The 23,037-nt window shown below is 55.7% G+C and carries 23 protein-coding genes; 6 read left to right on the top strand and 17 right to left on the bottom strand.

Annotation, left to right across the window (positions count from 1 at the left end):
- Nucleotides 1-400 precede the first annotated feature (400 nt).
- Entirely contained in the window at nt 401-1,033 is a 633-nt protein-coding gene (gene fimZ / locus HX778_RS06430; RefSeq protein ID WP_038478785.1) for a fimbria biosynthesis transcriptional regulator FimZ, read from the top strand.
- Between the two features lie 75 nt (nt 1,034-1,108).
- Here fimZ and sfmF read toward each other — a convergent pair whose 3' ends face one another.
- The 6 genes from sfmF to fimA all read right to left on the bottom strand — a co-directional run bounded on the left by sfmF (nt 1,109) and on the right by fimA (nt 7,217).
- Nucleotides 1,109-1,630: a fimbria assembly protein gene (gene sfmF, locus HX778_RS06425; RefSeq protein WP_038478782.1), complete on the bottom strand. Its 522-nt coding sequence runs from the start codon at nt 1,628-1,630 to the stop codon at nt 1,109-1,111.
- A gap of 10 nt (nt 1,631-1,640) precedes the next feature.
- Entirely contained in the window at nt 1,641-2,645 is a 1,005-nt protein-coding gene (gene fimH, locus HX778_RS06420) for a type 1 fimbria D-mannose specific adhesin FimH (RefSeq protein ID WP_176981551.1), read from the bottom strand.
- A 27-nt stretch (nt 2,646-2,672) separates the two neighbouring features.
- Nucleotides 2,673-5,267 (bottom strand): fimbrial biogenesis usher protein, encoded by a 2,595-nt coding sequence (locus HX778_RS06415; RefSeq protein WP_176981550.1) that lies wholly within the window; start codon nt 5,265-5,267, stop codon nt 2,673-2,675.
- Between the two features lie 31 nt (nt 5,268-5,298).
- Complete coding sequence (gene fimC / locus HX778_RS06410; RefSeq protein WP_370527356.1) at nt 5,299-5,961, bottom strand: type 1 fimbria chaperone FimC; 663 nt, start codon at nt 5,959-5,961, stop codon at nt 5,299-5,301.
- A 77-nt stretch (nt 5,962-6,038) separates the two neighbouring features.
- Nucleotides 6,039-6,584 (bottom strand): type 1 fimbrial protein subunit FimI, encoded by a 546-nt coding sequence (fimI, locus tag HX778_RS06405; protein WP_038483179.1) that lies wholly within the window; start codon nt 6,582-6,584, stop codon nt 6,039-6,041.
- Between the two features lie 78 nt (nt 6,585-6,662).
- Complete coding sequence (fimA, locus tag HX778_RS06400; protein WP_038478773.1) at nt 6,663-7,217, bottom strand: type 1 fimbrial major subunit FimA; 555 nt, start codon at nt 7,215-7,217, stop codon at nt 6,663-6,665.
- A gap of 589 nt (nt 7,218-7,806) precedes the next feature.
- Here fimA and nepI point away from each other — a divergent pair.
- Nucleotides 7,807-8,988 (top strand): purine ribonucleoside efflux pump NepI, encoded by a 1,182-nt coding sequence (nepI, locus tag HX778_RS06395; RefSeq protein ID WP_038478770.1) that lies wholly within the window; start codon nt 7,807-7,809, stop codon nt 8,986-8,988.
- A 43-nt stretch (nt 8,989-9,031) separates the two neighbouring features.
- Here nepI and tauD read toward each other — a convergent pair whose 3' ends face one another.
- The 8 genes from tauD to HX778_RS06355 all read right to left on the bottom strand — a co-directional run bounded on the left by tauD (nt 9,032) and on the right by HX778_RS06355 (nt 17,630).
- On the bottom strand, nt 9,032-9,880 hold the full coding sequence (gene tauD, locus HX778_RS06390) for a taurine dioxygenase (protein ID WP_038478767.1): 849 nt from the start codon (nt 9,878-9,880) through the stop codon (nt 9,032-9,034).
- Nucleotides 9,877-10,704, bottom strand: coding sequence for a taurine ABC transporter permease TauC (gene tauC / locus HX778_RS06385; RefSeq protein ID WP_038478764.1), 828 nt, complete (start codon nt 10,702-10,704; stop codon nt 9,877-9,879). Before tauC ends, tauD begins: the two co-directional genes overlap by 4 nt.
- Entirely contained in the window at nt 10,701-11,468 is a 768-nt protein-coding gene (gene tauB / locus HX778_RS06380) for a taurine ABC transporter ATP-binding subunit (protein WP_176981549.1), read from the bottom strand. The genes tauC and tauB overlap by 4 nt, the downstream gene beginning before the upstream one ends.
- A gap of 21 nt (nt 11,469-11,489) precedes the next feature.
- Nucleotides 11,490-12,464 (bottom strand): taurine ABC transporter substrate-binding protein, encoded by a 975-nt coding sequence (gene tauA / locus HX778_RS06375; RefSeq protein ID WP_176981548.1) that lies wholly within the window; start codon nt 12,462-12,464, stop codon nt 11,490-11,492.
- Nucleotides 12,465-12,637: 173 nt separating this feature from the next.
- A complete protein-coding gene (gene murP, locus HX778_RS06370; RefSeq protein WP_176981547.1) occupies nt 12,638-14,089 on the bottom strand; it encodes a PTS N-acetylmuramic acid transporter subunit IIBC in 1,452 nt (483 codons plus the stop codon).
- Nucleotides 14,090-14,091: 2 nt separating this feature from the next.
- Nucleotides 14,092-15,000: an N-acetylmuramic acid 6-phosphate etherase gene (murQ, locus tag HX778_RS06365; RefSeq protein WP_176981546.1), complete on the bottom strand. Its 909-nt coding sequence runs from the start codon at nt 14,998-15,000 to the stop codon at nt 14,092-14,094.
- Nucleotides 15,001-15,152: 152 nt separating this feature from the next.
- Complete coding sequence (metC, locus tag HX778_RS06360) at nt 15,153-16,343, bottom strand: cystathionine beta-lyase (RefSeq protein WP_038478751.1); 1,191 nt, start codon at nt 16,341-16,343, stop codon at nt 15,153-15,155.
- A 42-nt stretch (nt 16,344-16,385) separates the two neighbouring features.
- Nucleotides 16,386-17,630, bottom strand: a complete 1,245-nt coding sequence (locus tag HX778_RS06355) for a dicarboxylate/amino acid:cation symporter (RefSeq protein WP_176981545.1) — start codon at nt 17,628-17,630, stop codon at nt 16,386-16,388.
- A gap of 225 nt (nt 17,631-17,855) precedes the next feature.
- Here HX778_RS06355 and HX778_RS06350 point away from each other — a divergent pair, with 225 nt between their 5' ends.
- Nucleotides 17,856-18,779 carry a LysR family transcriptional regulator gene (locus HX778_RS06350; RefSeq protein ID WP_176981544.1) on the top strand — a complete coding sequence of 308 codons (924 nt, stop codon included), beginning with the start codon at nt 17,856-17,858 and terminating at the stop codon, nt 18,777-18,779.
- Nucleotides 18,780-18,987: 208 nt separating this feature from the next.
- The gene (locus tag HX778_RS06345) at nt 18,988-19,245 is read left to right on the top strand and encodes a YjhX family toxin (RefSeq protein WP_038478742.1); all 258 of its coding nucleotides are present in this window, start codon (nt 18,988-18,990) and stop codon (nt 19,243-19,245) included.
- A 71-nt stretch (nt 19,246-19,316) separates the two neighbouring features.
- On the opposite strand, the gene HX778_RS06340 is transcribed toward HX778_RS06345, so the two are convergent.
- The 3 genes from HX778_RS06340 to HX778_RS06330 all read right to left on the bottom strand — a co-directional run bounded on the left by HX778_RS06340 (nt 19,317) and on the right by HX778_RS06330 (nt 21,316).
- A complete protein-coding gene (locus HX778_RS06340) occupies nt 19,317-19,517 on the bottom strand; it encodes a glycogen synthase (protein WP_038478739.1) in 201 nt (66 codons plus the stop codon).
- A gap of 139 nt (nt 19,518-19,656) precedes the next feature.
- Entirely contained in the window at nt 19,657-20,937 is a 1,281-nt protein-coding gene (locus HX778_RS06335) for a CyaA/EF/ExoY family adenylyl cyclase toxin (protein ID WP_255483352.1), read from the bottom strand.
- 46 nt (nt 20,938-20,983) lie between these two features.
- On the bottom strand, nt 20,984-21,316 hold the full coding sequence (locus HX778_RS06330) for a YegP family protein (RefSeq protein ID WP_176981543.1): 333 nt from the start codon (nt 21,314-21,316) through the stop codon (nt 20,984-20,986).
- Between the two features lie 217 nt (nt 21,317-21,533).
- Between HX778_RS06330 and HX778_RS06325 the strand changes: the two genes are divergently transcribed.
- Together HX778_RS06325 and HX778_RS06320 are read left to right on the top strand one after the other, a co-directional pair.
- Complete coding sequence (locus HX778_RS06325; protein ID WP_370527351.1) at nt 21,534-22,232, top strand: Crp/Fnr family transcriptional regulator; 699 nt, start codon at nt 21,534-21,536, stop codon at nt 22,230-22,232.
- 58 nt (nt 22,233-22,290) lie between these two features.
- Entirely contained in the window at nt 22,291-23,037 is a 747-nt protein-coding gene (locus tag HX778_RS06320) for a nucleoside phosphorylase (protein ID WP_038478733.1), read from the top strand.

The following is a 23,037-nucleotide window of genomic DNA, read 5'->3' as shown; positions in this document are numbered from 1 at the left end:
CTAAATGTCATTTTTTCTAGAATAAAAAGTCTTTTCAACCACCCTAACTCAAAATTAAGGTTTCTTAATTCAATTTATAAAAATGACGATCAATTACGCAGCATTTCGTATTGACTCTGATTAACCCCAGGAACATCAGACTTTTCCCACAAGAACTGCGCTGTATAATCACCTCATCACATATTTATATTTGCCAGGGCATTTATAACGTTTAAATGTGAAGTTATTTAGGCAGTCGTTCTCCAGCCATGAATAACGAATTTAAAAAGGGATAAGTATTAATATAAACAAGGAGGTTCCCGCATAAAGACCGGCAACCGCCAACTCACTGTTTATCACTTTCGCTGCCATTGACGCTGTGTCAAAGCGATGTTTTTATCAAACACTCGAGGCAAAAAAAATGAAACCGGCATCCGTAATCATTATGGACGAACACCCTATTGTCAGAATGTCGATAGAAGTGCTGCTCCAGAAGAATAAAGATATTAATGTTGTTTTAAAAACAGATGATGGTCGGGAAGTTATCGACTATATGCGAGCGAATCCCGTCGACCTGGTGATTCTTGATATTGAACTCCCAAACACCGACGGCTTCACATTACTCAAGAGAATCAAAGGAATACAGGAAAAAACCAAGATCCTTTTCCTGTCATCAAAATCAGAGTCTTTTTACGCCGGACGCGCGATTCAGGCGGGTGCCAACGGATTTGTTAGCAAACGTAAGGAGCAGGAAGATATATTTAACGCGGTGGAAATGCTGCTGTCGGGCTACTCCTTTTTCCCTTCGGAGACGCTGCATTTTATCAGCAGCCATAAATCTCGCCGGGGAACGATGGACGACATGCCATTATCCAACCGTGAGGTAACCGTGCTGCGCTATTTGGCAAATGGGCTATCAAATAAAGAGATTGCCGAGCAACTCCTGCTTAGCAATAAAACCATTAGCGCACATAAAGCGAATATATTCTCTAAACTTGGACTCACTTCAATTGTCGAGCTGATTGACTATGCCAAGGTGCACGAGCTGCTATAAGGGACAATCGAGCGCTGGAAGCGGAAATACCGGGAACGCTCCTCCCGGTTATTTTCTGGAACCATCTGGATTCTTTTAGTTGTAGTTAATCAGAAACGTCGCATCGGCATTGGCCAGCCCGGCATCGGCGTTGTCCGCCGTCGCTATATAGTTTGCCCAAAACTTCATCGTTACGTCACCGTTAGCATCCACTTGCATCGTTTTACTGGCGTTATTCAGCAACAGCCGGGACTTATCCTCATTGAGAAGTTCAATCGCCACGTTCTTCGCCGTGCTGGCCGCGTTCAGCGCCAGCAGCCCGCTGCCGGTATCCTTTCCGGTAAAGGTTATCGACGCAGCGCCGCCTGGCGGGCAGCCGGTTAGCTTCAGGTTGAACGGCATGGCCTGTGTCGTGCTACCTGCGGTGCGCAGCTGTTTGGTCGGCCACGATCCCAGTTTCACGGTCTTGTTGTCGCTCGCCGTCTCAATGACACAGGTGTAATCCACAATATTGCCACGCAGCTCAACGTTGATTTCCCCCAGCGGAGAGGCCGCTTTGGCCATGGGATTCAACAACGCTGAAAACAGAGTCAGCGCGGCCAGGGATAATTTTTTCATCCTTTTCCCCTTAATCAAAATCAACACGCAGATAGCCGCGGGCGGTGAATGGCCCTTCTTTCGGCTTAACGCCCGTGACGCTCACCGGCCAGGCGCGAATCCCCACCCTTGCCGCCGCCGTATCATCAAGCTGGAAATTAATCTTGCTGCCCAGGTTGTTTGGCGTCAGCGGCGTGCCGCTGGAGTTGGCCACGATAAAGCCGAGATCGCTGTTATCGGACACCATCATATTGCCGCTGGCCTTTTCGGCTTCAAGACGCAGCGTAAGGTAAGCCTGAGCGTCAATATTGGTGCATTTGATGCCGACGGTTTTGCTCTGCGGCGTCACGCTTTGCGGGCGATTACCGGCTCCGGCCTGGCTGAACAGCGATGCGCCAATGCTGCCAAAGTCGAACTCGACCACCTGGCCGGCGTTGATTTCACAGGTCTGCGGCACTTCAACTTTGCCGCTATAGCTGATGGTGTAAACCACCGTACTTAACGGATCGCCGGTAGTGGTCGTGACGTAGACACGGAACATCGTCTGGCGTGGGATCGGCACCATATTGATAAAACGGCGGGTAACTTTAAGACGAAATACCAGTTTCGAATCTGTGACCCCAAAAGGCTTATTCTTCGACACGTTAGGGTGAGAGCCCATCTGCATGTAGTTCACAGGAGGATAAAAATCACCGGCATAGCTGTCGTTGATTTTCATCGCGCCGTTAAGACAATCATTTATTTTTAGATACTTATAACTACCCACTACTTCCTGGATAGGTAAATCTGTCACGTAGCTACGCTTGGTGGTATTCCCCGATGTTCCCTTAGGGCAAACCGCATTCACGCCAATCAGACCTGATTTTTCAGACAGGGTCACAATCTGCCCGACGTTGTTATTGCTGCTATTAAATTTGTCAGACAAATCATAAGCAATATCGGTCGGAATGCCTTTCTCGTTTGAGCAAACCGTCGCCGCAGCGGGCCCCGCGCAGGCCAGCAGCAGCCCGCCGGTAATCAAAGTGTTCAGTTTCATCTTCATCTTCCTGAATCTCTCCGCACGCTATGAGCAGGTGGCGGTCGCCATGACGACAGCCTGCTTCAGGCTCTCCTCCGGCAGGGAGTAGTTGGCGCGGCACTGGGAACCCTTCCCGTCGCCCCATTGGATCAACAAGTTACCTTTCAACGGCAGGCCGCTGAGGTAGATTTGCCCGTCGTCGCCGGCCATGCTGGTCACGCCGCTTTGCACCTCCCGCACCACTGAGCCGAACGGCACCGGGCGGTCACCGCGCTTAACGGTAATGATGGCGCGCACGCCGATACGGGCATCGAAAGCGGCTCGCACCAGCGCGCCTTCGGTCGGCACCACGCTGCTGACGTTATTTTCAATGTCGGTGTGGTTGTCCATTGTGTTGGTATCCAGCGCCACGCGGTTGTAGCGGTAAACCGTGGCGTACGGCATCACGGCATAGCCGCGCCAGTCCGTTTTCACACCGGTCTGGTTTTCAATGCTGACGCCGGAAGCGCCGGGCGCTTTGATCAGCACGTTGGTGTCGCCCAACGGCTGGCTGAAGGTCACCCCGTCAGCATGCCCCACTACGCCGCCGGAAGCCTGCCAGTTGAAGTCATGCTGGCTGCGGTCATAGTTGTAGCCCAGGCCAAGCGTGCCGTAAGTCGCCTGCCAGTTGGCGGTGGCGCTGCCGGAATAGCCGTTAGTGCTGGTATGGCCCTGGGTAACGCTGTAGTTCAGGTTACGGCCTTCCAGCAGCGTCCCGCCGACCCCGCTTTGCCAGCTGTTTTTGCCGTCAGAGCTGCGGCTTGTGGCCATCGTGGCATAGGCACGATCCAGCGCCGTATCGCGCGAATAGCCGTGACCAAGCAGCGTGCTAAACGGAACCGAGAGGTTAAACGCGATGATGCGGTTGGTGTCTGAAAGGCCGAGGGATTTACTCCAGGACAAGGAAAGCGAATAGCTGATGCCGCGCCAGCCGCTGGAATAACCCAGCTGATACCAGGTGTTGTCCTGATCGGTTCCCCAGTAGGTTTGCTGGCTGCCGGAAACATAGACCGAGCCGTAATCTCCCAGAGACTGAGAAATGTTGACCTGAAACCGGCCCTTTTTGTTGTAGCGCAGGTTGTGATAGCTGGTCGCCACCAGCTCCTGCCGGTTGCTGTCGTTGTTTTGCCACTCATACTGGTAGCCTTCCATGTTGCGGTAGGCCACGTCATCCAGCGTGTAAAAACCACGCGTGGAGTAGCGGTAGCCGAGCAGCTGGAAGTTGGTGCCATAGTCGCTCAAGGATTTTGCATACAGGAAGCGCAAGGACTGCCCCTGATGCTCACTGTCATCCGCCAGCTTGCTGCGTGCGTGGGTCAAATCAAGGGAGATAGCCCCCCAGTCGCCAAGGTTTTTACCGGCACCTAACGCAACTGCGGTATAGCGTTCAGCCAGCTGCGTCCCGCCGTAGGCGGTATAGCCGTTCGGCAGACCGGCAACCAGCGTCCCCTGGGTAAAGAACGGTTTATCCTGCTGGTTATTCCCGCTGCGGAAGTCGCCCATCACCACGTCATACTTAAAACGCCCTTCACGCTGCAGCAGCGGAACGGTGGAATAAGGCACGGTATATTTCTGCTGGGTGCCGTCTTTCTCCTCAACCGTCACCTCAAGGTCACCGCTTGAAGAGGTCGGGTTAAGGTCGCTAATGGCAAACGCGCCCGGAGAGACATAGCTCTGATAAATCACATAGCTGTTTTGACGAATGACGATCTTGGCGTTGGTGCGAGCAATCCCACGCACGGTCGGCGCGTAGCCCTGCAGGCTGTCCGGGTACATGCTGTCTGAAGAATAAAGGCGCGCGCCGCGGAATCCGAGGCTGTCGAACACGTCACTGCCGGTGTTGCTGTCGCCCATGACCAGCTCACCCTTAAGCGGAATAATCGTGCGCTGCAGCGTGGTGCTGATGTTCTGCCACTGATTCTGACGGCGGCCATCGCCGCTGCTGTAGTTCCAGGCCCCGTTATTACGCAGGCGCCACGGGCCGAAATTCAGGCCGCTTTGCAGGTTCAGATAATAGCTATCGTTGTAAGTCCCACGGTTGCCGGTAAAGGTGTAGTTCAGCAGCGCGGCAGGGATCCCTTCATCCCACTGATCCGGCGGAATGTAACCACGGGCGCTGTTGATAAGCGAAGCCTGAGGCAGGCTAATATCAAGGCGCAGGCGAGAAAAGTCGTAGCTAATCTCGGCTCCCGGCACCGCCGTCGTCACCGGCACGCACTCCCCGGGCTTAAATTTTGCCAGCTCGGGATAGGCGAGCATATTCAGCCCAAGGCGCTTGAGCCATTCGGTGTCCAGGCAAGGCGTTAGTCCGCCGGATTTCACGGCTTCAGAAGCAGACAGTTTCTTATCCGCCGCAGCAAAGTTCACGTCTTCGGTGGCAACAAACTCATCGTTACGCCAGATGTCCACGCGGTAGACGCCCGGCGGCTGGCTGCTGCCTTTTTCGAAACGAGACAGATCCGCCACCGCCGCGGTATCGTCCGACAAGAATGCCGGGTTGAAATAGCTCTCGGCGACGGCGAGTCCAGGCCAGAGTGATGCCAGGATGGTCGCCGTCAGCGGCGCTAGCGTAAAAACCTTACGCGAGACTGATGTCTTCATGATTTACCTGCTTCCCTTTGCCAGCCCGGCTTTACTGCATGACACCCGCTTGTGCTTTCGTCACCGCGCCGTAATCGTTCACGCTCTGGAAGCTCACGGCGCCCTGAACGCCAGACGGCACGGCAACCTGCACGCTATTTTTTGGTGCCACCATGGTGTTAGGCAGCTTCTCGTTGCCCATCTTCAGGTTGACCAGCGACACATAGTAAGGAGAAGGGTTGCTGATTTTCAGGTACTGGCCGCTGCGGGCGAAGCGAATCTGCTTGAGGGCGTCTTCGGGCTGCATCTGCAGGTTTTTAGGACGTACAAACAGCTTAATGCGGGAGAGAACCGCCAGTTGGAGGACGTTCTTGCCCTCAACACTGTTTTTATCCACCGAAGGAATCGCCTTAACGTTCATCCAGAAGATGGACTCACGGTCGCTCGGCAGCTGCGGTCCGGCATAGATAATACGCAGCGTGTTCTCGCTTTTTGGCTCGCTGACAAACAGCGGCGGCGTGACCACGAAGCTTTTCTCTTTCTGCCCCAGATCGTTTTCAATCCAGGAGTTCACCAGAAAGCGTTCTTTAGGATCGCTATTGGTGATGGCCAGCGACGTTTGTTTCGCATCGGCCGGGTAAATAACGCGCGTGGCGCCCAGGGCAATACCGCCCGCAGCCTGCGCATTAAGAGAGGTAATCATTAAAGAGAGCATCAGCGCCGAAGCGGCTTTATATAATTTGTTCATCACGACAGGTACCATCAAAATAGCCAGAATGGAGAAGCAGAGGTTCAGGGATAAACCAGCGTGAACCAGACGTCGGAGCGAATATTTCCGGGCGACATGTGCTTAGAAACCGAACGATAACGCGCAGTAAAATGAAAGCTCATTTCCTGCGTGGTTATTGGCGAATATGAAGCCGGTTCGCTATTTGGAATAATCAACTGCTGCTGTTGGTCAAATAACGCCAGGCCAATCCCGCTGCTGGCGTCATTGCCGCTTACGCTGGATGTAGCCAGAAATACCTGAGGATCTTCCGCCGGGGTTGAGCCCTGGAACGCGATACCAACATGGTCATAAACCTCCGGGCGGCAGTCCGTCAGCCGAAGGGTAAAAGGGATGCTGGGCGGCGCGTAGCTGCCAACATCTTTAAAAACGTTGCTTGGGTACTGACCCATTTGCACGGTCATTTCCTGACTTTCAGGCGCGACGGCGCAGGCGCCGTTGACCAACTCGCCCTGCATGTGCACTTCACCGCCGTGGATAACCACAATGCGCTTTGCCTGAACGGGATTCACCGCTGCCAGAATAGCCAGGAGCAGGATTTTCCTTGTCATCATCGTCCTCTCTGGACTCACGTCGGACAAGCCTCGTCCCTGAGGCTGAATCATCCTTGTGCTATCAGCTGTCGCTGATTATTCGTATTTCATTACGAAGGTAGCGTCCGCGTTTGCAGCACCGGCAGTGGCGGTAGCAGCAGTAGCTTTATAGCGAGCGGTGAACGGAATGGTGTTCTCACCGTCGTTCAGAGTCTGAGCGGTAGAGAACACGGTCCCGTTTGGAGACAGCGTCTTAGAACCACGATCCAGGATCTCGATACCTACGCCTTTCGCGGTGGTAGCGTTACCGCCTGAGTTCACCGCCAGCAGGGTTGGATCGGTTGCATCAGTCTGGCCGGTGAATGCCACAGAAGCGGTAGCCGCAACGGTGCTATCGCAATCGGTCAGCACGATGTTGAATGGAATCTGGGAAGAGGTATCGCCCACTTTGGTGAAAGCGGCGGTACGGTACTGGCCCAGCTTAACGATCTGGCCGTCGGACTGAGTGCTTACTGCGCAAGCGGCGTTAACCAGCTCGCCCTGGAAATGCACGGTACCGCCATTAACGGTAACTGGATCTGCTGCGTTAGCGGCGCCGCTTACCAGAGCAACGGTGGCGATCAGTGAAGAGGCGATTTTGCTTAATTTCATGGGTATTCCTTCATATATAAAACGCACATCGGAGCAATGCATCCTTCATTACGCCGTTTGAATCATCATCGGTCTTAAATGACCGCATAACGCATTTCCCACATCCTGTGGGAATTCCTTAGAATGCTCAGTATTTTCATGAGAATTAAAGACAAACGATTCCCCGGCCCGTTATTTCATGGCCGTAAAGAAGTCATCCTTAATAATCAAAAATAAAATTTATATATATTCGCACCAGGTGACGAAGTGGGGCTAAATTAAGCCAAATTTGAATTAAGTAATAGATGCCAATTCTTTATGTTAGGTAAGTCCGGTCTTAATAACGCCTAAGAAATCACCAGGACAACCTTTCGGGAATACGGGGATAAAGCAGCAAAAACCTCGTTTATTTAGGGGGTTATGCGTCCCTCCAGGCATGAGAATATTGTATATTTATTGTTAAATTTGTTTATTTTTTGTTTAACACAGGAAAGGGAATCTTGAACGCCAAATGCGCAATACCGTGCAAAGTTGCCAAAACGTTAAAGTCGTTGCGCAAGCGGTGATACACTGGAGGGCTTGCCATCGAAAACTTACCCAGGACTTCAGGATGAATGAGACCGCTCCCCACGCCATTCCGGCGACCTCGATAACCCGCCCCAATTGGTCAGCAGTATTTGCTATCGCTTTTTGCGTCGCCTGCCTGATTACCGTTGAGTTTTTGCCGGTTAGCCTGTTGACCCCTATGGCACAGGAACTGAATATCTCCGAGGGCGTTGCCGGGCAGTCGGTCACCGTCACCGCGTTTGTGGCCATGTTCGCCAGCCTGTTTATCACCAACCTCATTGGCTCCACCGATCGCCGCCGCGTGGTGCTGCTTTTTGCCGTCCTGCTCACCGCCTCCTGCCTGCTGGTTTCATTTGCCGGTAATTTCTCCCTGCTGCTTTTGGGCCGCGCCTGCCTCGGGCTGGCGCTTGGCGGCTTCTGGGCCATGTCGGCTTCGTTGACCATGCGCCTCGTTCCTGCCCGCACGGTGCCAAAGGCGCTGTCGGTTATCTTCGGCGCGGTGTCGATTGCGTTAGTGATTGCCGCCCCGCTGGGCAGCTTTCTCGGCGGAATAATAGGCTGGCGCAACGTCTTTAACGCCGCGGCGCTGATGGGCGTAGCCTGTATTATTTGGGTCTGGAAGGCGCTGCCTTCGCTGCCGGGTGAACCGGCGCACCAGAAGCAAAACATGTTTGGCCTGTTAAAGCGGCCGGGCGTGCTGGCGGGCATGCTCGCCATCTTCATGGCGTTTGCGGGTCAGTTCTCGTTCTTTACCTATATCCGTCCGGTTTACATGACGATGTCGGGCTTCGACGTTGACGGCCTGACGCTGGTGCTGCTGAGCTTTGGTATCGCAAGCTTCGTCGGCACCTCGCTTTCCGCGCCTATTCTGAAACGCTCGTTAAAGCTGGCGCTGGCCTGCGCGCCGCTGATTCTCGCCGTTAGCGCTGCGGTGCTGGTGCTGTGGGGAACGAATAAAACGGTGGCTTCGGTGATTGCGGTTGTCTGGGGCCTGGCCTTTGCCCTGGTGCCGGTAGGCTGGTCAACGTGGATCACCCGTTCGCTGGCGGACCAGGCGGAAAAAGCCGGGTCGATTCAGGTGGCCGTTATTCAGCTGGCCAACACCTGCGGCGCGGCGGTGGGCGGCCTGGCGCTGGATAACCTCGGCCTGCTGGCTCCGCTGATGCTATCCGGCAGCCTGATGCTGCTGACGGCCCTGCTGGTTGCGGTGAAGGTTCGGGCTTAAAAAAATCTAAAAATAGCGCCTGATATCAGGCGCTATTTTTTTATCAACCGCGCCAGAAAGGCTTATCGCCCAGAATAGTCGCGCGGTGCATGATGCGGCGAGCCGGGAGATAATCAGCGTTGGCATAATGCTGGGTGACGCGGTTATCCCAAATGGCAATATCGTTTTGCTGCCAGCGCCAGCGCACCTGGAACTCCGGTTTGGTGATGTGGGCAAACAGGAAGCCCAGCAGCGCCTCGCTCTCTTTTTCCGTCAGGTTGACGATGCGGGTGGTAAAGCCTTCGTTGACGAAAAGCGCCTGCTTGCCGCTGACCGGATGAGTACGAATCACCGGATGGCGCAGCGGCGGGTTCTTCGCCACGGCTTCGCGCCAGCGCTGGTGCTCGACCTCGTTATGGGAGTACTTGTACTCCTGGAACGATTTGCGGAAGTCATGTTCTGCCTCCAGCCCGGACAGCAGCTTTTTAAACGGCTCCGACAGCGCCTCAAAGGCAGCAATCCCGCTGGTCCACAGCGTATCCCCGCCGGTTTCCGGCAGCTGCTTCGCGGCCAGAATCGCCCCGGCAGGCGGCGTTTCAATAAAGGTCACGTCGGTGTGCCAGTTGTCGTTATCCGGCGGATTATCGTTGTGGGTATCCAGCACGATAATTTCTTCCACACCTTCCGCATGCGGGTAAACCGGATGGATATGCAGGTCGCCGAAGCGCAGAGCCAGCGCGCGCTGCTGAGAAGGCGTTATCTCCTGTTCGCGGAAGAACAGCACCTGATGGCGGATCAGCGCGTGGTAAATCTGCTCGAACTGGTTATCGCTCAGGCCACGCGTCAGATCCACGCCGCTGACCTGCGCCCCGATGTACGGCCCCAATGGCTTAACGTTCACTTTTTCACTCATTGCCCTTCTCCATGCCACGGGGTCAGGCGGCGCTGTAGCGCCCGCAGCCCCAGTTCTAAACAAAATGCGATGACGGCTATTACGCCGATCCCGGCCAGTACCACATCTGTTGCCAGAAACTCACCGGCCGACTGCACCATAAAGCCCAGCCCGCGCGTCGCGGCAATAAGCTCTGCGGCCACCAGCGTGGACCAGCCCACGCCCAGCCCGATGCGGAAGCCGGTCAGAATTTCAGGCAGCGCTCCCGGCAAAATCACATGCCAGATGACCTGCAAACGGGACGCGCCCAGCGCCTGGGCGGCACGAATACGGACCTGCTTCGCGCTGCGCACGCCCGCCATGGTGGACATGGCTACCGGCGCAAAAATCGCGAGGTAAATCAGCAGGATTTTGGAGGTCTCGCCGATGCCAAACCAAATCACCATCAGCGGCAAATAGGCCAGCGGCGGCACCGGACGGTAAAGCTCGATCAGCGGATCAAGGATGCCGCGCACGGTGGAGCTCAGCCCCATCGCAATGCCCACCGGGATGCCTATCAGCACCGCAGCGGCAAGCGCGGTAAGAATGCGCCCCAGGCTGGCGGCCAGGTGCTGCCACAGCGTGGCGTCCATAAAGCCCTGCGGCCCGGCTATGGTAATCAGCTTCGAGAGCACCTGCCCCGGCGGCGGAAGAAACAGCGGGCTGACCCAGTGCTGAGAGGCAACCCACCACCACAGCAGCACCAGAGTCACCAGCGTTGCCGCGCTAAGCGTCAGCTGCCGGGAAAACGGCCAGCGCAGCGTAAGGCGGCGGCGCACAGGTTTGTCCTGAATGACTACGCTCATAAGAAGCCCTCCCGCTGTTCAAACACGCGGCTCAGCACGTATTCGCGCTTAGCGATAAATTCAGGGTCAGATTTGATGCTGCGGCACGGCTCTCCGGCGGCAAAACGACGACCGAAATCAAGCTGTAGCCGCTCCAGCACGCGGCCTGGGCCCGGTGACAGCAACACTAACTCTGTCGCCAGGAACACCGCTTCCTCAATATCATGAGTAATCAGCAGCACCTGACGGCGGCTCTCGTGCCACAGCTTTAGCAGCAGGGTTTGCATCTGCTCGCGGGTAAAGGCATCCAGCGCGCCGAAGGGTTCATCCAGTAGTAAAAGCTGAGGCTTTGTTGCCAGCGCGCGGGCAATGCCCACCCGCTGCCGCTGCCCGCCGGAAAGCTGCCAGATGGCGCGTTTGGCTTTATCTTCCAGGCCAACCTTGCGCAGCATGTCGAGCGCAAGCTCTTCACGCTGCGGCTTAGGCTGCCCGGCAAGCTGCAGCCCGAAAGCCACGTTATGCAGCACCGAGCGCCAGGGCAGCAGCCCCTCGTTCTGGAAAACAACCCCGCGCTCGGCGCCAGGGCCCTCAACCGTTTTGCCCTGCAGCGTAATACTGCCGGAGTGATAGGGGACGAAACCGGCGATCAGGTTAAGCAGCGTGGTCTTACCGCAGCCGGAAGGGCCGAGCACCACCAGCAGTTCGCCCTCGTCCACCGTCAGATTAATGTCGTCGAGTACCGCTTTACCGCCGTACTCCGCGCTAAGATGCGAAACCTGTAGCATCGCCGTGCCTCCTGTTAACGGTTACTGCGCCAGCGGCTTCACGAAGCGGTCGGTCACAAACTGGCTATAGTCGGTTGCCACCGCAGGTACTTTGCCCTGCTCTTTCAGGAACTTCGCGGTATCGACGATAGCTTTATTCACCGGGCCGCTAAGCTGCTCGACCTGCTGTTTCGCCGTCAGGTAGGTATTGCCCTTCACCAGCCCAGGGACGTCGGTTTCCGGCACGCCGCTCAGGCGCGAGAGCTTGCTCAGGTTGTCCGGCTGCTTGAGCCACTGCTCCGGGTTGTCGATATAGCCTTTTTGGGCCGCAATGGCGCTGCGGGCAAAGGCGGTGACGACATCAGGGTGTTTTTCGGCGAAGTCTTTACGCACCACCCACACGTCGAGCGTTGGGGAACCCCATTTGCCCACCTGCGCAGAGTCCGTCAGCACGTTGCCGTCTTTTTCCAGTTCTTTCACCGCGGGCGCCCAGACATAGGCGGCGTCGATGTCGCCGCGCTGCCAGGCGGCAATAATTGCCGGAGGCTGTAGGTTAAGAATTTGAACCTGATCCGGCTTAATACCCCAATGCTTGAGGGAAGCCAGCAGGCTGTAATGGGTGGTGGAAATAAACGGCACCGCGATACGTTTACCGATGAGATCCTGCGGAGATTTGATGCTTTTTTTGACCACCAGCGCTTCCGAATTACCGAGCTGGGAGGCCAGCAGGAAGACCTCAATCGGCACGTTCTGGCTGGCCGCCACGGCTAGCGGGCTGGAGCCGATATTGCCGATTTGAACGTCGCCGGAAGCCAGCGCGCGAACCACGCTCGCGCCGCTGTCGAATTTGCGCCATTCCGCTTTTGCCCCGCTGTCTTTGGCAAAAGCATCATCGGCTTGCGCAACTTTGGCGGGTTCGGCGGAAGTCTGGTACGCCACGGTGACGTCCACCGCGTGGGCCTGAGCTGCGATTAAGGCCAGTGCAACCAGCCAAAGTGAGTGTCGTTTTGCTGCCATGATTCTGCTCCTGTCTCGGGGGAGAAAGCAGTATTTCCAACGGCAACGATTCCATAAAAGAATAAAAAATTATCGCTAATGCTTTTCTGTCCTTAGAAAAAAAGTGGGTAACGATAGATGTGAAGTGGGAATAATGCCGCCCGCAGAGCGCGGGCGGGCAGAGGTATATTAACTTAAGTTAAATCAACGTTCTTGCTGCCAAAGAACCAGGTCATGATAAAACCGGCGGCGTAGGCGATAATAATCCCGGCGACGTAAACCGCCATCCCGGCGAAGATCCCCTGACTTGAGGTCATCAGCGGAATCGACACTAATCCGGACGGGCCAAAGACGGTATTCAGCCCGACGGGCAGCCCGAGCCAGGCCACCAGCCCGATGAAGAACCCACCAATCCCGCCGCCGATACAGGCGGTGATAAACGGCTTAAGGCGCGGCAGCGTCACGCCGTAAATCAACGGCTCACCAATGCCCAGCAGGCCGGGAATAATGGCCCCTTTGATTTGCGTGCGCAGCATCGAGCCTTTTGGAGAGCGGGCAAACAGGGCCAGCGCCGCGCCTACCTGCCCCGCACCGGCCATCGCCAGAATAGGGAACAGCGAGTTGAAACCCTGGGCATCCATCAGCGCGAAATACACCGGGACAAAGCCCTGATGAATACCAAATACCACGGCAATCAGGAACAGCCCGGCCAGAATCGCCGTCCCGAATGGGTTGCCGTTCAGGTGCATAAACAGCCACGACATGCCTTTGAACAGCTCGCCGCCGATGGGCATGATCGCCACAAAAGTGATAGCCCCGGTGATCAGCAAGGTGATCGTCGAGGTAAGGATCATGTCCAGGTTATCCGGGATCATCCGCCGCACCTGGCGTTCGATCCACGCCCCCAGAATACATGCCAGCAGTACGCCAATGATGTTGCCGCGCGGGTCGATTGTCAGCCCAAAGAAGGTATCCATCCCGGCGTAATAGCCCACTTTGCCTTCCGGCACGTAGCGCAGAATAAACAGCGAGGCGATGATGGCCCCGTTCACGCCGGTGCCGCCGAAAGCCTTCTGGGTATTGAAGCCGATAAGAATGCTCAGGAAGGTAAACAGCCCGATGCTGAACACCTTCATATAGGCAATAAGCTGGGTCAGCCACGCCGCAGGGGTTGTGCCTTCCACCACCAGCGTTTGCTGCAGCAGCGTGGCAATCCCCAGCAGCAGCCCGGCGGCAATAAAGCCCGGGATCAGCGGCGTGAAAATGGTGGCAAACTTGGTGAGGAAGTTATGCACCGCGCTGTTCTGCTTCGCCTTCATCTGCTTTTTGTTCTGGCTGGCGAGCGCGGCCAGATCCGCACTTTCGCCGTTCTCCGGCTCGCTTTGGCCGCCCTGCTTCAGCATCGAATTCATCAGCTCGCTGGCGGTTTGCGCTTTGCCAGGGCCGAGAATGATTTGCAGCTGATCGTCGCCGTTGACCACGCCCATCACGCCGGGAATTTTTTTCAGTTCGTCGTGTTGGACGAGATCTCTGTCTTTGAGCGTCAGCCTGAGGCGCGTCATGCAGTTGCCGCAGACAAGAATATTGCCGCTGCCGCCCGTCAGGCGCAGGACTTGTTCCATCATCGAGCCGGTGATTTTCGCCATAGCTATCCTTTTAACCCCTGCAATGCTTTGCGTATAAAGCCCTGATTTTTCGCCAGCAGCTCGCTGGCCTCTGCGGCAGACAGGCCGCTCAGCAGCATGAAGATCGCCGTTTTACAGTGACGGTGGCAGGCATTGAGCGCCTCTTCTGCCTGCGCAGGGCTGGAATCGGTAGCCTCAACCACGATATTAATCTGGCGCTGAATCAGCTTGGCGTTGGTGGCTTCCACGTCAACCATCAGGTTGCCGTAGACTTTGCCGCTGCGGATCATCGACCCGGTGGTGATCATATTCAGGATCAGCTTTTGCGCCGTGCCCGCCTTCATGCGTGAAGAGCCGGTGACGACTTCGGGGCCGACCACGGGTTCGATGGCGATATCTGCCGCCAGGCTCATTTCGCTGCCGGGATTACAGGAGATTGCCGCGACGGTGGCGCCCATGCTTTTTGCATAGGCCATGGCGCCGAGCACGTACGGCGTGCGGCCGCTGGCGGCAATCCCCACCAGCACGTCTCGCGCGCTAAAGTTCAGGTTCCGCAGATCCTGCTCGCCCATTTCACGGCTGTCTTCGGCGTTCTCCACCGCCTGCAAAATGGCCGGATGCCCGCCGGCAATCAGGCCGACCACCTGCTCACGCGGGGTGCCGAAAGTTGGCGGGCACTCACTTGCATCCAGAATACCCAGCCGGCCTGATGTCCCTGCGCCGCTGTAAATCAGCCTGCCGCCCCGGGCGAATGCGGCCACGACTTTATCGACGACCTGAGCCACCTGCGGCAGCGTTGCCTCAACCGCCAGCGGCACCTGTTTGTCTTCGTTATTGATAACTTTGAGCATGTCTAAAGTGGGCAGCGTATCGATTTCCGCGCTCGCCGTATTGCGGCTCTCAGTGACCAGTTTGGTTAAATTAATCTTCATCGGGACATCCATTAGTGTGTTCTGCAGTGCATAGTATGGAATATTTTATTCCAAATGCGTGCGCATTATCACGAATATTTTATTCCAATGGAGAGGGAATAGCGGAATAACTCGGGCGAAAAGGCCGCCCTTGCGAGCGGCAAAGGAGGGAATCAGACGAGGCGGGCGAAACCGGCTTCGAGGTCGGCAATCAGTTCTTCAACGTTTTCCAGACCGATATGCACGCGCACCAGCGTGCCGCTGAAGTCTACCTTTCCGGCCGGGCGGATTTCATTCAGCTCTTCCGGCTGGTTGGCCAGGATAAGTGACTCAAACCCGCCCCAGGAATACGCCATATGGAACAGCGCGAAGTTGTCGAGATAGCCAGCAAGCTGTTCGTCCGTCAGGCGCTGTTTCAGCACAAAGGAGAACAGGCCGGAGCTGCCGGAAAAGTCACGTTCGAAGAACGCATGCCCAGGGCATTCTGCCAGCGCGGGATGGTTAACCCGCTCCACCTGTGGATGCTCTGACAGCCAGCGGGCAATCGCGAGGCTGCTTTCTTCATGCTGCTTCAGCCTCACCCCCAGCGTGCGCAGGCCACGGGCGGCCATATACGCCGTATCGGCATCCAGCGTCTGGCCCATCAGGTAGGAATTTTCACGCAGGCGATCCCAACAACGCTCGTTGGCCACGGCCGTCCCCAGCATGCCGTCCGAATGGCCAATGGTGTATTTGGTCCCGGCCTGAATCGAGATATCTACGCCATAATCCAGCGCGCGGAACAGCACTCCGGCGGCCCAGGTATTGTCCAGCATGATGACAATGTCCGGTCTAACGGCACGAATCGCCTTAATCATGCCGGGAACGTCCTGAACTTCCATGGTAATTGAACTCGGAGACTCAAGGAAAACGACGCGGGTATTGGGCTGGATAAGTTCAGCTATCCCGGCCCCAATCATCGGATCGTAGTACGTCGTTGAGACGTTAAATTTGCTCAGGATCTTATTGCAGAAGTCCTGTGTTGGCTCATAGGCCGCGCCGGTCATCAGGATATGGTCTCCGCCGCTGACGAAGGCCAGAATCGCGTTGGTGACCGCCGCCGCACCGCACGGATAAAGCGAGCACCCGGCGCCGCCCTCCAGGTCGGTCATCGCCTTCTGGAAGGAGAAATGCGTCAGCGTGCCTCTGCGACCATAGAACAGCTCGCCGTTTGCCCGGTTGGCAGTGGCAAATTTTTTGTCTTTTACGCTGTCAAAAACCAGCGAGGAAGCGCGCTGAATCACCGCATTTACCGCGCCCTGGGTGTAGCGTTTCTCCCGTCCGGCGGTGACCAGTTGGGTTTCAAGATGCATTTTCTGTTTCATAAAAATCTCCCGTTATTTCCTGATTCATTCCATTCAAAGGGCTTAGCCCGCAATACCGTCCGCCGCCAGCGGGGCGCTTGCCTGAGGTTCAGTGCGCTTCTTTCCGGCGAAGCGCTCAACGATTTGTGCCGCATTAAGATCGTGAATCACGTTGATGAGCGTGGCCGGGGCGTCGGTAATGGTGCCAAGCACCACCAGCAGCGGGATGGCCTCCATCGGCAGACCCAGCGTGGTCACAATAAAGATTTCCCCGAGGAACGCGCCGCCCGGCACGCCGCCAACGATAATGGCCGACAGCACGGCAATCAGCATCGCGAGGAAGAAGGTTTCGCTGGTAAACGGCAGGCCGAGAACCGAATAGATAAAGACGATTTTCAGCGCGGCAATCATCGCCACACCGCCTTTATTGAGGTTAACCAGCAGCGGAATCGAGACATCGACGATTTCAGGGTTGATACCCATCGCCTTGCCCGCGCGCAGCGTAACCGGCAGCGTCCCGAGCGAAGAACAGGTGCCCAGCGCGGTGGCTGAAGGTTCAATGGCGTGCCGCCAGAACGCTTTCACCGCCGGGATCCCGCCGCCAATCCACGAGTAGAAAATGGAGCCAAGCACGTAATAGATAAGCGTTGCGGCCATAAACAGCCCGATGGCGCGGGCAAAGGTCATCAGCAGCGCGGCATCCTGACTTGCCATGGTGGCCGCGAAGTAGCAGCCCAGCCCGACCGGTGCCATCTGCATGATAATCGAGACAATTTTCATGATAACGGTGTTGGCGTCCTGCAGCAGAGCGGCGATGCGCCTGCCCGCGTCCGCCGACTGGCCAATCGCTACCCCGGCAATAATCGCGATGACGATCAGCGCCAGAATGTTCGACTTGGAAAACAGGCCAACGAAGTCGCTGGTGGTCACCATGCTGACAAAATCCATCTCCCCCGAGCCGCCTTTCACCGAGTGAGAAAGATCGATGGTCACGCCCTGAGCCGGGTTGTACCAAAGCGCCAGCAGCACAATGCCTGCGGCGGGAATAAGCGCCATGGCGATGGAGACAATAAAAATAACCACCATGATGCGGCCCAGCCTTTTAAGATCGGTCATGCCGGCAATAGAAGACATCACGCTGACGCCAACCAGCGGCACAATAATCATAAACAACAGGTTGAGGAATATTTGCCCGACGGGCTGTAATTTAATGGCGTAAGTCGGGGCATAAATACCCAGCAGGCCACCGACAATAAGAGCAAATAAAAGAACAAATGATGATTTGTAGGGTTCGAGGCGTGTCCACATAAAGGATACCTTCTCAATAAAAGTAATAATAACTGGGACGAAAATCACAATTACCAACTGCTGCAATTAAATCCCCGGGCTTTTGTGATGCAAATCACTAATGATGTATAAAATTCATTTTCTAACTTCTTTATTTACTACAACGCAATAGTTACACTTTTGAAATTGGATTGGTATGGGGAATTAATACCGTTTCCGCAAATCACTTGTGAATAAAAGGAAAGAATGAGCGCGCCAATTTCACTCAAGCATCTCGAGGTGTTCGTCAAAATTATCGATTGCGGTGGGCTGTCTGAAGCGGCAGCTCAGCTCAGCGTGTCGCCTTCGGCGGTGAGCAAGAGCCTGGCGGCGCTGGAGGATTTGCTGGGAACAACGCTTATCAAAAGAACGACCCGCAGCATTACGCTGACCGATGCGGGGCAATATTTGTTTAAGCGCGCTAATAAGTTAATTAAAGAGTTCGACGATACGCTAAATACCACATCCAGCTATTACAATAATCCGCAGGGGGAATTACGCATCACCTGCTCGATTGCGTTCGGCTACGCCAGGCTGGTCAACCTGGTTGATAAATACCGGGCGAACTTCCCCGACGTGAATCTTTATATCGACCTTAACGATAACTTTATTAATCTTAATGAATCCGACTTTGATATCGCCCTGAGAATATCCACCTCTCCGCCGCAAAATTATGCCATGCGCAAACTGGCGCCGGTACGCTGGGCCTACTGCGCTACCGCAGACTACCTCAGCAAGAAAGGGATGCCGGGCAAACGCACGGACCTGGTGACGCACGACTGCCTGGTTTACCCTGGGTTAACGCCGCAGATTAAAACTACCGACGAGCACGAGCGGCAGCACCTGCTAAAAATGCGCCCCCCAATCCAGGCCAACAGCAGCCTGGTGCTGCTTAAATCCGTACTGGAAAATCAGGGCGTCGCCTACCTGCCCACCTACCTGATTGGCGACCATATTCAAAAGGACGAGCTAACCCCGCTGCTGCTGGACGGGATCATCACCTACGAAACCCACGCGCTGTACGCCCTCTATTTCCCGAGCAAATACAGCAACCCGAAGGTCCGGTCGTTTATTGATTTCCTGGTAGAGCAACTTGCGCCGCAGCCCGCGTGGGACAGCTGGATCCCTTGACTATTCCCCTCTAGTTTTTATGTGTTATTATCCGCCCGTTTCCTCAACCGAAGTCACTCAGAGGCCTGATGCTGGAGAATGTAATCATCAGATAATCAGCTCCCCGCCCACCACGGGACGGACTGATTATCACTGCGCTTAATCCGTATGCGAACACACGCGTTGTGTTGGCACGTTTTGCACATGATGATGAAAAGGCTTTTCCAGTATGAATTTATCCCGTCAGGAACAACGTACCCTTCACGTTTTAGCGAAAGGGGGACGCATCGTTCACACCCGCGACAGCTCTGGCCGCGTCACCGCCGTTGAATGTTATACCCGTGAAGGGTTGCTGCTTAGCGACTGCACGCTGGCCGTGTTCAAAAAACTCAAAACCAAGAAGCTGATTAAATCCAGCAACGGGCAGCCGTACCGGATCAATACGACCGGCCTGAACAATGTGCGTGCCCAGTTGGATAACCGATAATTAGCGATGAGTCTGGATGAGTAAACGCTTTGAAGGGCTAAAACAAACAACGGGCCTACTGGCCCGTTGTTTCAGTGTTCGAGCGCGGCGGCTCGGGATTCTTCGATGCAATAATGGTTGAAGCGTTCGCAGAACCACATTTTTTGCTCGTGGCTCATGTTGCCGGTCACGGCCTGGAGATTCACCTGCTGCCCCGAAGCCTGCATATGCGCGAAGCTGCGCGCCAGAAAATCAAAATTCTTTACTGCCTGTAGATCTCTTTTCATCAGCATATCCCTTTGTGAGTTAACTTTTGGGTAAGTCATATGCTTCTGTTTTCAGTATCGACCCGTCCGCGATCATTTTTTGAACAATGGGTGCGCTTTTGAGCTTTTTTCGTTCGATATATCGGCACGCCTCGCAAAACACATCTCAACGCTGCCGAACCGGCCTTGCTAACTGCGCCGCCTCCAGCGTCAGCTTCGCGGCGGTAAACCTGTCGCTTCGCACGCCAAGCACCTCTTTTTCCCACAGCGGATTCAGCGGCACGTGGTAGCCCGCGTTCTTCGCCTGCATCACCAGCTCGGCCAAATCGTCTTTATTCTCAATGATGCACAAAGGCTCGAAGCGTCCGATTTTGCACGGCAGCGCAAACGTGGCCGGATAGTTGCTCTCCGGGTCGGTCACCGGGTTGGCGTTGTCGGTTGCGTGATGCACGACTTTTTCGCCCTCTCCTGCCAGCGCCTGGTTAAGCACGCCGATCATCCGGCGAGCGCGTTCGCTGGCATTGCCTATCTCACCGTCGCTCTTGCGGTAGAAGCTCGCCGGGTCGTCATAGTCCTGCCGCAACGCCGCGTGCTCGGGAAGCGTGCGGTAATTTTCCAGCCGCTGGCGAAAAACCTGATGCGACACGTCCGGCACCTGCAAATTGTCTTCCGGCCCTAGCTCGCTAACGTGCGGGGCGATGACCAGCAAATCATAATCTGCTGTGAAGGGCCTGGCTTCGGCATGCGGAGCAAGCACCTCCAGCGGCGTACCATGATGGGAAATTCGATATCGCGCCTCTCCGTTCCCCGGCAGCCGTTGGGCCTCAAACGCATAGCGCTCGCCGCCCGGCCCGCTGGCCCTGAGATGGCTCACGCCGCGGGTATTCTCCGGGGAAAGCTTATCGATAAGCCCCTGCTCAAACAGGTTATGCAGACGGCTTTGGGAAACCTCCAGCGGCACGGCTACGGCATGCCCTTCGGCGATACAGGCCTGCGTCTGCAAGTTGAATTTTGCGATTCGCTCGGGCGAGGCGTTCTCCAGCTTGCTAAAACTCTGCTCCACGCAGATAAACCCTGCCTGCGGCCCCCACGAGGCGCTTTTCCCCTTGATGTGAAAACCTTTGGTTGGATGACCGGCCTCAATCAGCGCCGTCGCCAGCTTGTCCACCGGGCGAATGCCGATAATGCAGTTGTGCTCCGAGGCCACGCGCTGGAGCGAGATAAGGTGTGCAGGCACGATGCCTGTTTTGTCTTTGACCTGAGAAACAAGCTGCTGGAGACTCGTGCCGGGGATTTTATTCTCTGCGGGCAGATGAAGCCCGGCATGGCGATACGCCACGGGGGTAGATTCCACTTTCATTTTTACGGCCAGGCTCCCGGCGATAAACAACAAGCCATTGAGGCTGCGGCCGGGAAAAGGCGGCCGGGGCAGCATCACGCGAAACATCACCCAGGTGAATGCTCGCGGATTGCCCCGCCGCCCCAGGCTTTGGTTAAGTCTTATCTTTCACCGTTTCGGTTCCACCGTTATTTTTCACCGAGGCAACGCCTTTGTCGCGGGATTGCTCCGTGGCGTACATCTGGCTGGTGCCAATCACCTGATGATTCCCGGCCTTGAGGTTAAAATAGAACTTCCCGTTGCTGGCGACCTTCTTGTCGTAGCGCTCGTCCAGCGGGCTGTTGGTGCGCACCGAGGCGATGCCGTTGTCCGCCGAGGCGCGGGTTTTATACAGCTCGCTGGTGAGGACCACTTCCCCGTTACCGGCCTTGAGCACAAACTTGAACTGCCCGTCGCTGCTTTTGCTTAATTCGAACCAACCAGACATGTTAACTCCTTGATTAAAATCATAAACAGTTAATAGATTGGGTGAACTTCAAAAACAGTATGTACGAAAAAAGAGCAAATCGCCCACTCCGTCAGCGAACCGGCGGGACAAATGTCCCGGCCACGATGCGGATTTCAGATCCCGCTGGCAGTTTTCGCGCTAATCTGTGGGCAGCGCGGGACGGGCGTCCTGTCCTTATTTGACGGGAAATTTTATAGTGAACACCATGAAAAACGAGAGCAGACAAAGCGACTGGCTCAGCGTCATTGAAAGAGTGACCGGCGACCCGACGCTGTATGAGCTGCTGAAGTATTGCCCGCTGGATATTCTGCGCAGGTGGCAGCTAAAACATTACCCTCGTGGCTCGCTGATCTTCCGCCAGGGTGAAACCTGCGATGAGTTCCACCTGATCGTTAAAGGGGAAATTGACGTTTTCACCACCGCCGACGACGGGCGAAAATATTCCCAGGCGCGCTATAAAAAGGGCGACATGCTGGGCGAGCTGGAAATCTTCGAGCGGCGGCAATACATCTGCTCGGTAGAAGCGGTTAGCGACGCGGCGCTATTAGTGCTGACGCGGGAAGATTTTATTCGCTGGCTGGCGTTAGACAATTACTTTAATCAAAAAATATTACAGGCCGTCAGCGATCAATATTATCAGCTCTCCAAAAAGGCCGGAGAAGACATTCTTTATTCGTTACATCAGCGTATTTGCCTGGCGTTATGGCAAAAACACCAGCAGATCCAGGGCGACATCCTGCTTAATAAGCAGCAATTAAGCGAGCAGTTTGCGGTGGCGCCGCGCAGTATCAACCGGATTTTATCCGAGCTGCGGGAAGAAAATATTATTGTGATTCACGGCGAGCATATTCAGGTTATCGATCCTCAACGCCTGCGCCAGCACGCCGAACATTAAAAACAGCAGTAAATCCTGAGCCCGTTTACAGGGCTCGTTTAACGCCAGGTAAAACATCATGACCCAACTCCAGCCCCATATCCGGCTCAGCCGGGAGATGACGCACGCCCGTTATGCGCTCCTGCCGGGCGATCCTAAACGCGTGGAACACGTCGCTCAGTTTCTGGAAAACGTAGAAGACTTCGGTAGCAACCGGGAATATCGCGCCCTGCGCGGCTGGTTCCGTGGGGTGGAAGTGCTGGTGATGTCCACCGGCATGGGCGGGCCTTCTACCGCCATCGCCGTGGAAGAGCTGCGCCAGATTGGCGTCACCAACCTGATCCGCATCGGCAGCTGTGGGGCGATGCAAAACCATATTCGCCTCGGCGACCTGGTGATCGCCACCGCCGCCGTGCGGGACGACGGCACCAGCAATATGTACATCGACAAAGGCTACCCGGCCTGCGCGGACATCGGCCTGGTGCATCATCTTGCTCAACAGGCCAGACGCCTGGGCTACGCCAGCCACTGCGGCTACGTGCGCAGCCACGACAGCTTCTACACCGAACGCGAAGACGAGATTAACCAGTTCTGGTCCGGCAAGGGCATCCTCGCCGCGGATATGGAAACGGCGCCGCTAATGGTGGTCGGCGCGCTGCGCGGCTTACGCATTGCCTCCGTGCTCAACGTGGTCGTGGAGCACAGCGGCAACCTTGAAGAAGGCATTAACAACTACCAGCAGCAGGAACAGTCCTGCCTGCAGGGTGAATCCCGCGAGATCCTACTCGCCCTCGAAGCGCTCTACCTTGACAGCCAGGAGCAGTAA

The sequence above is a fragment of the Cedecea sp. P7760 genome, from assembly GCF_013386425.1.
GTDB classification, from domain to species: Bacteria; Pseudomonadota; Gammaproteobacteria; order Enterobacterales; family Enterobacteriaceae; genus Cedecea; species Cedecea selenatireducens.
Note: the sequence above shows the minus strand (reverse complement) of the source record. Positions and strands in the feature narration are given on the sequence as shown.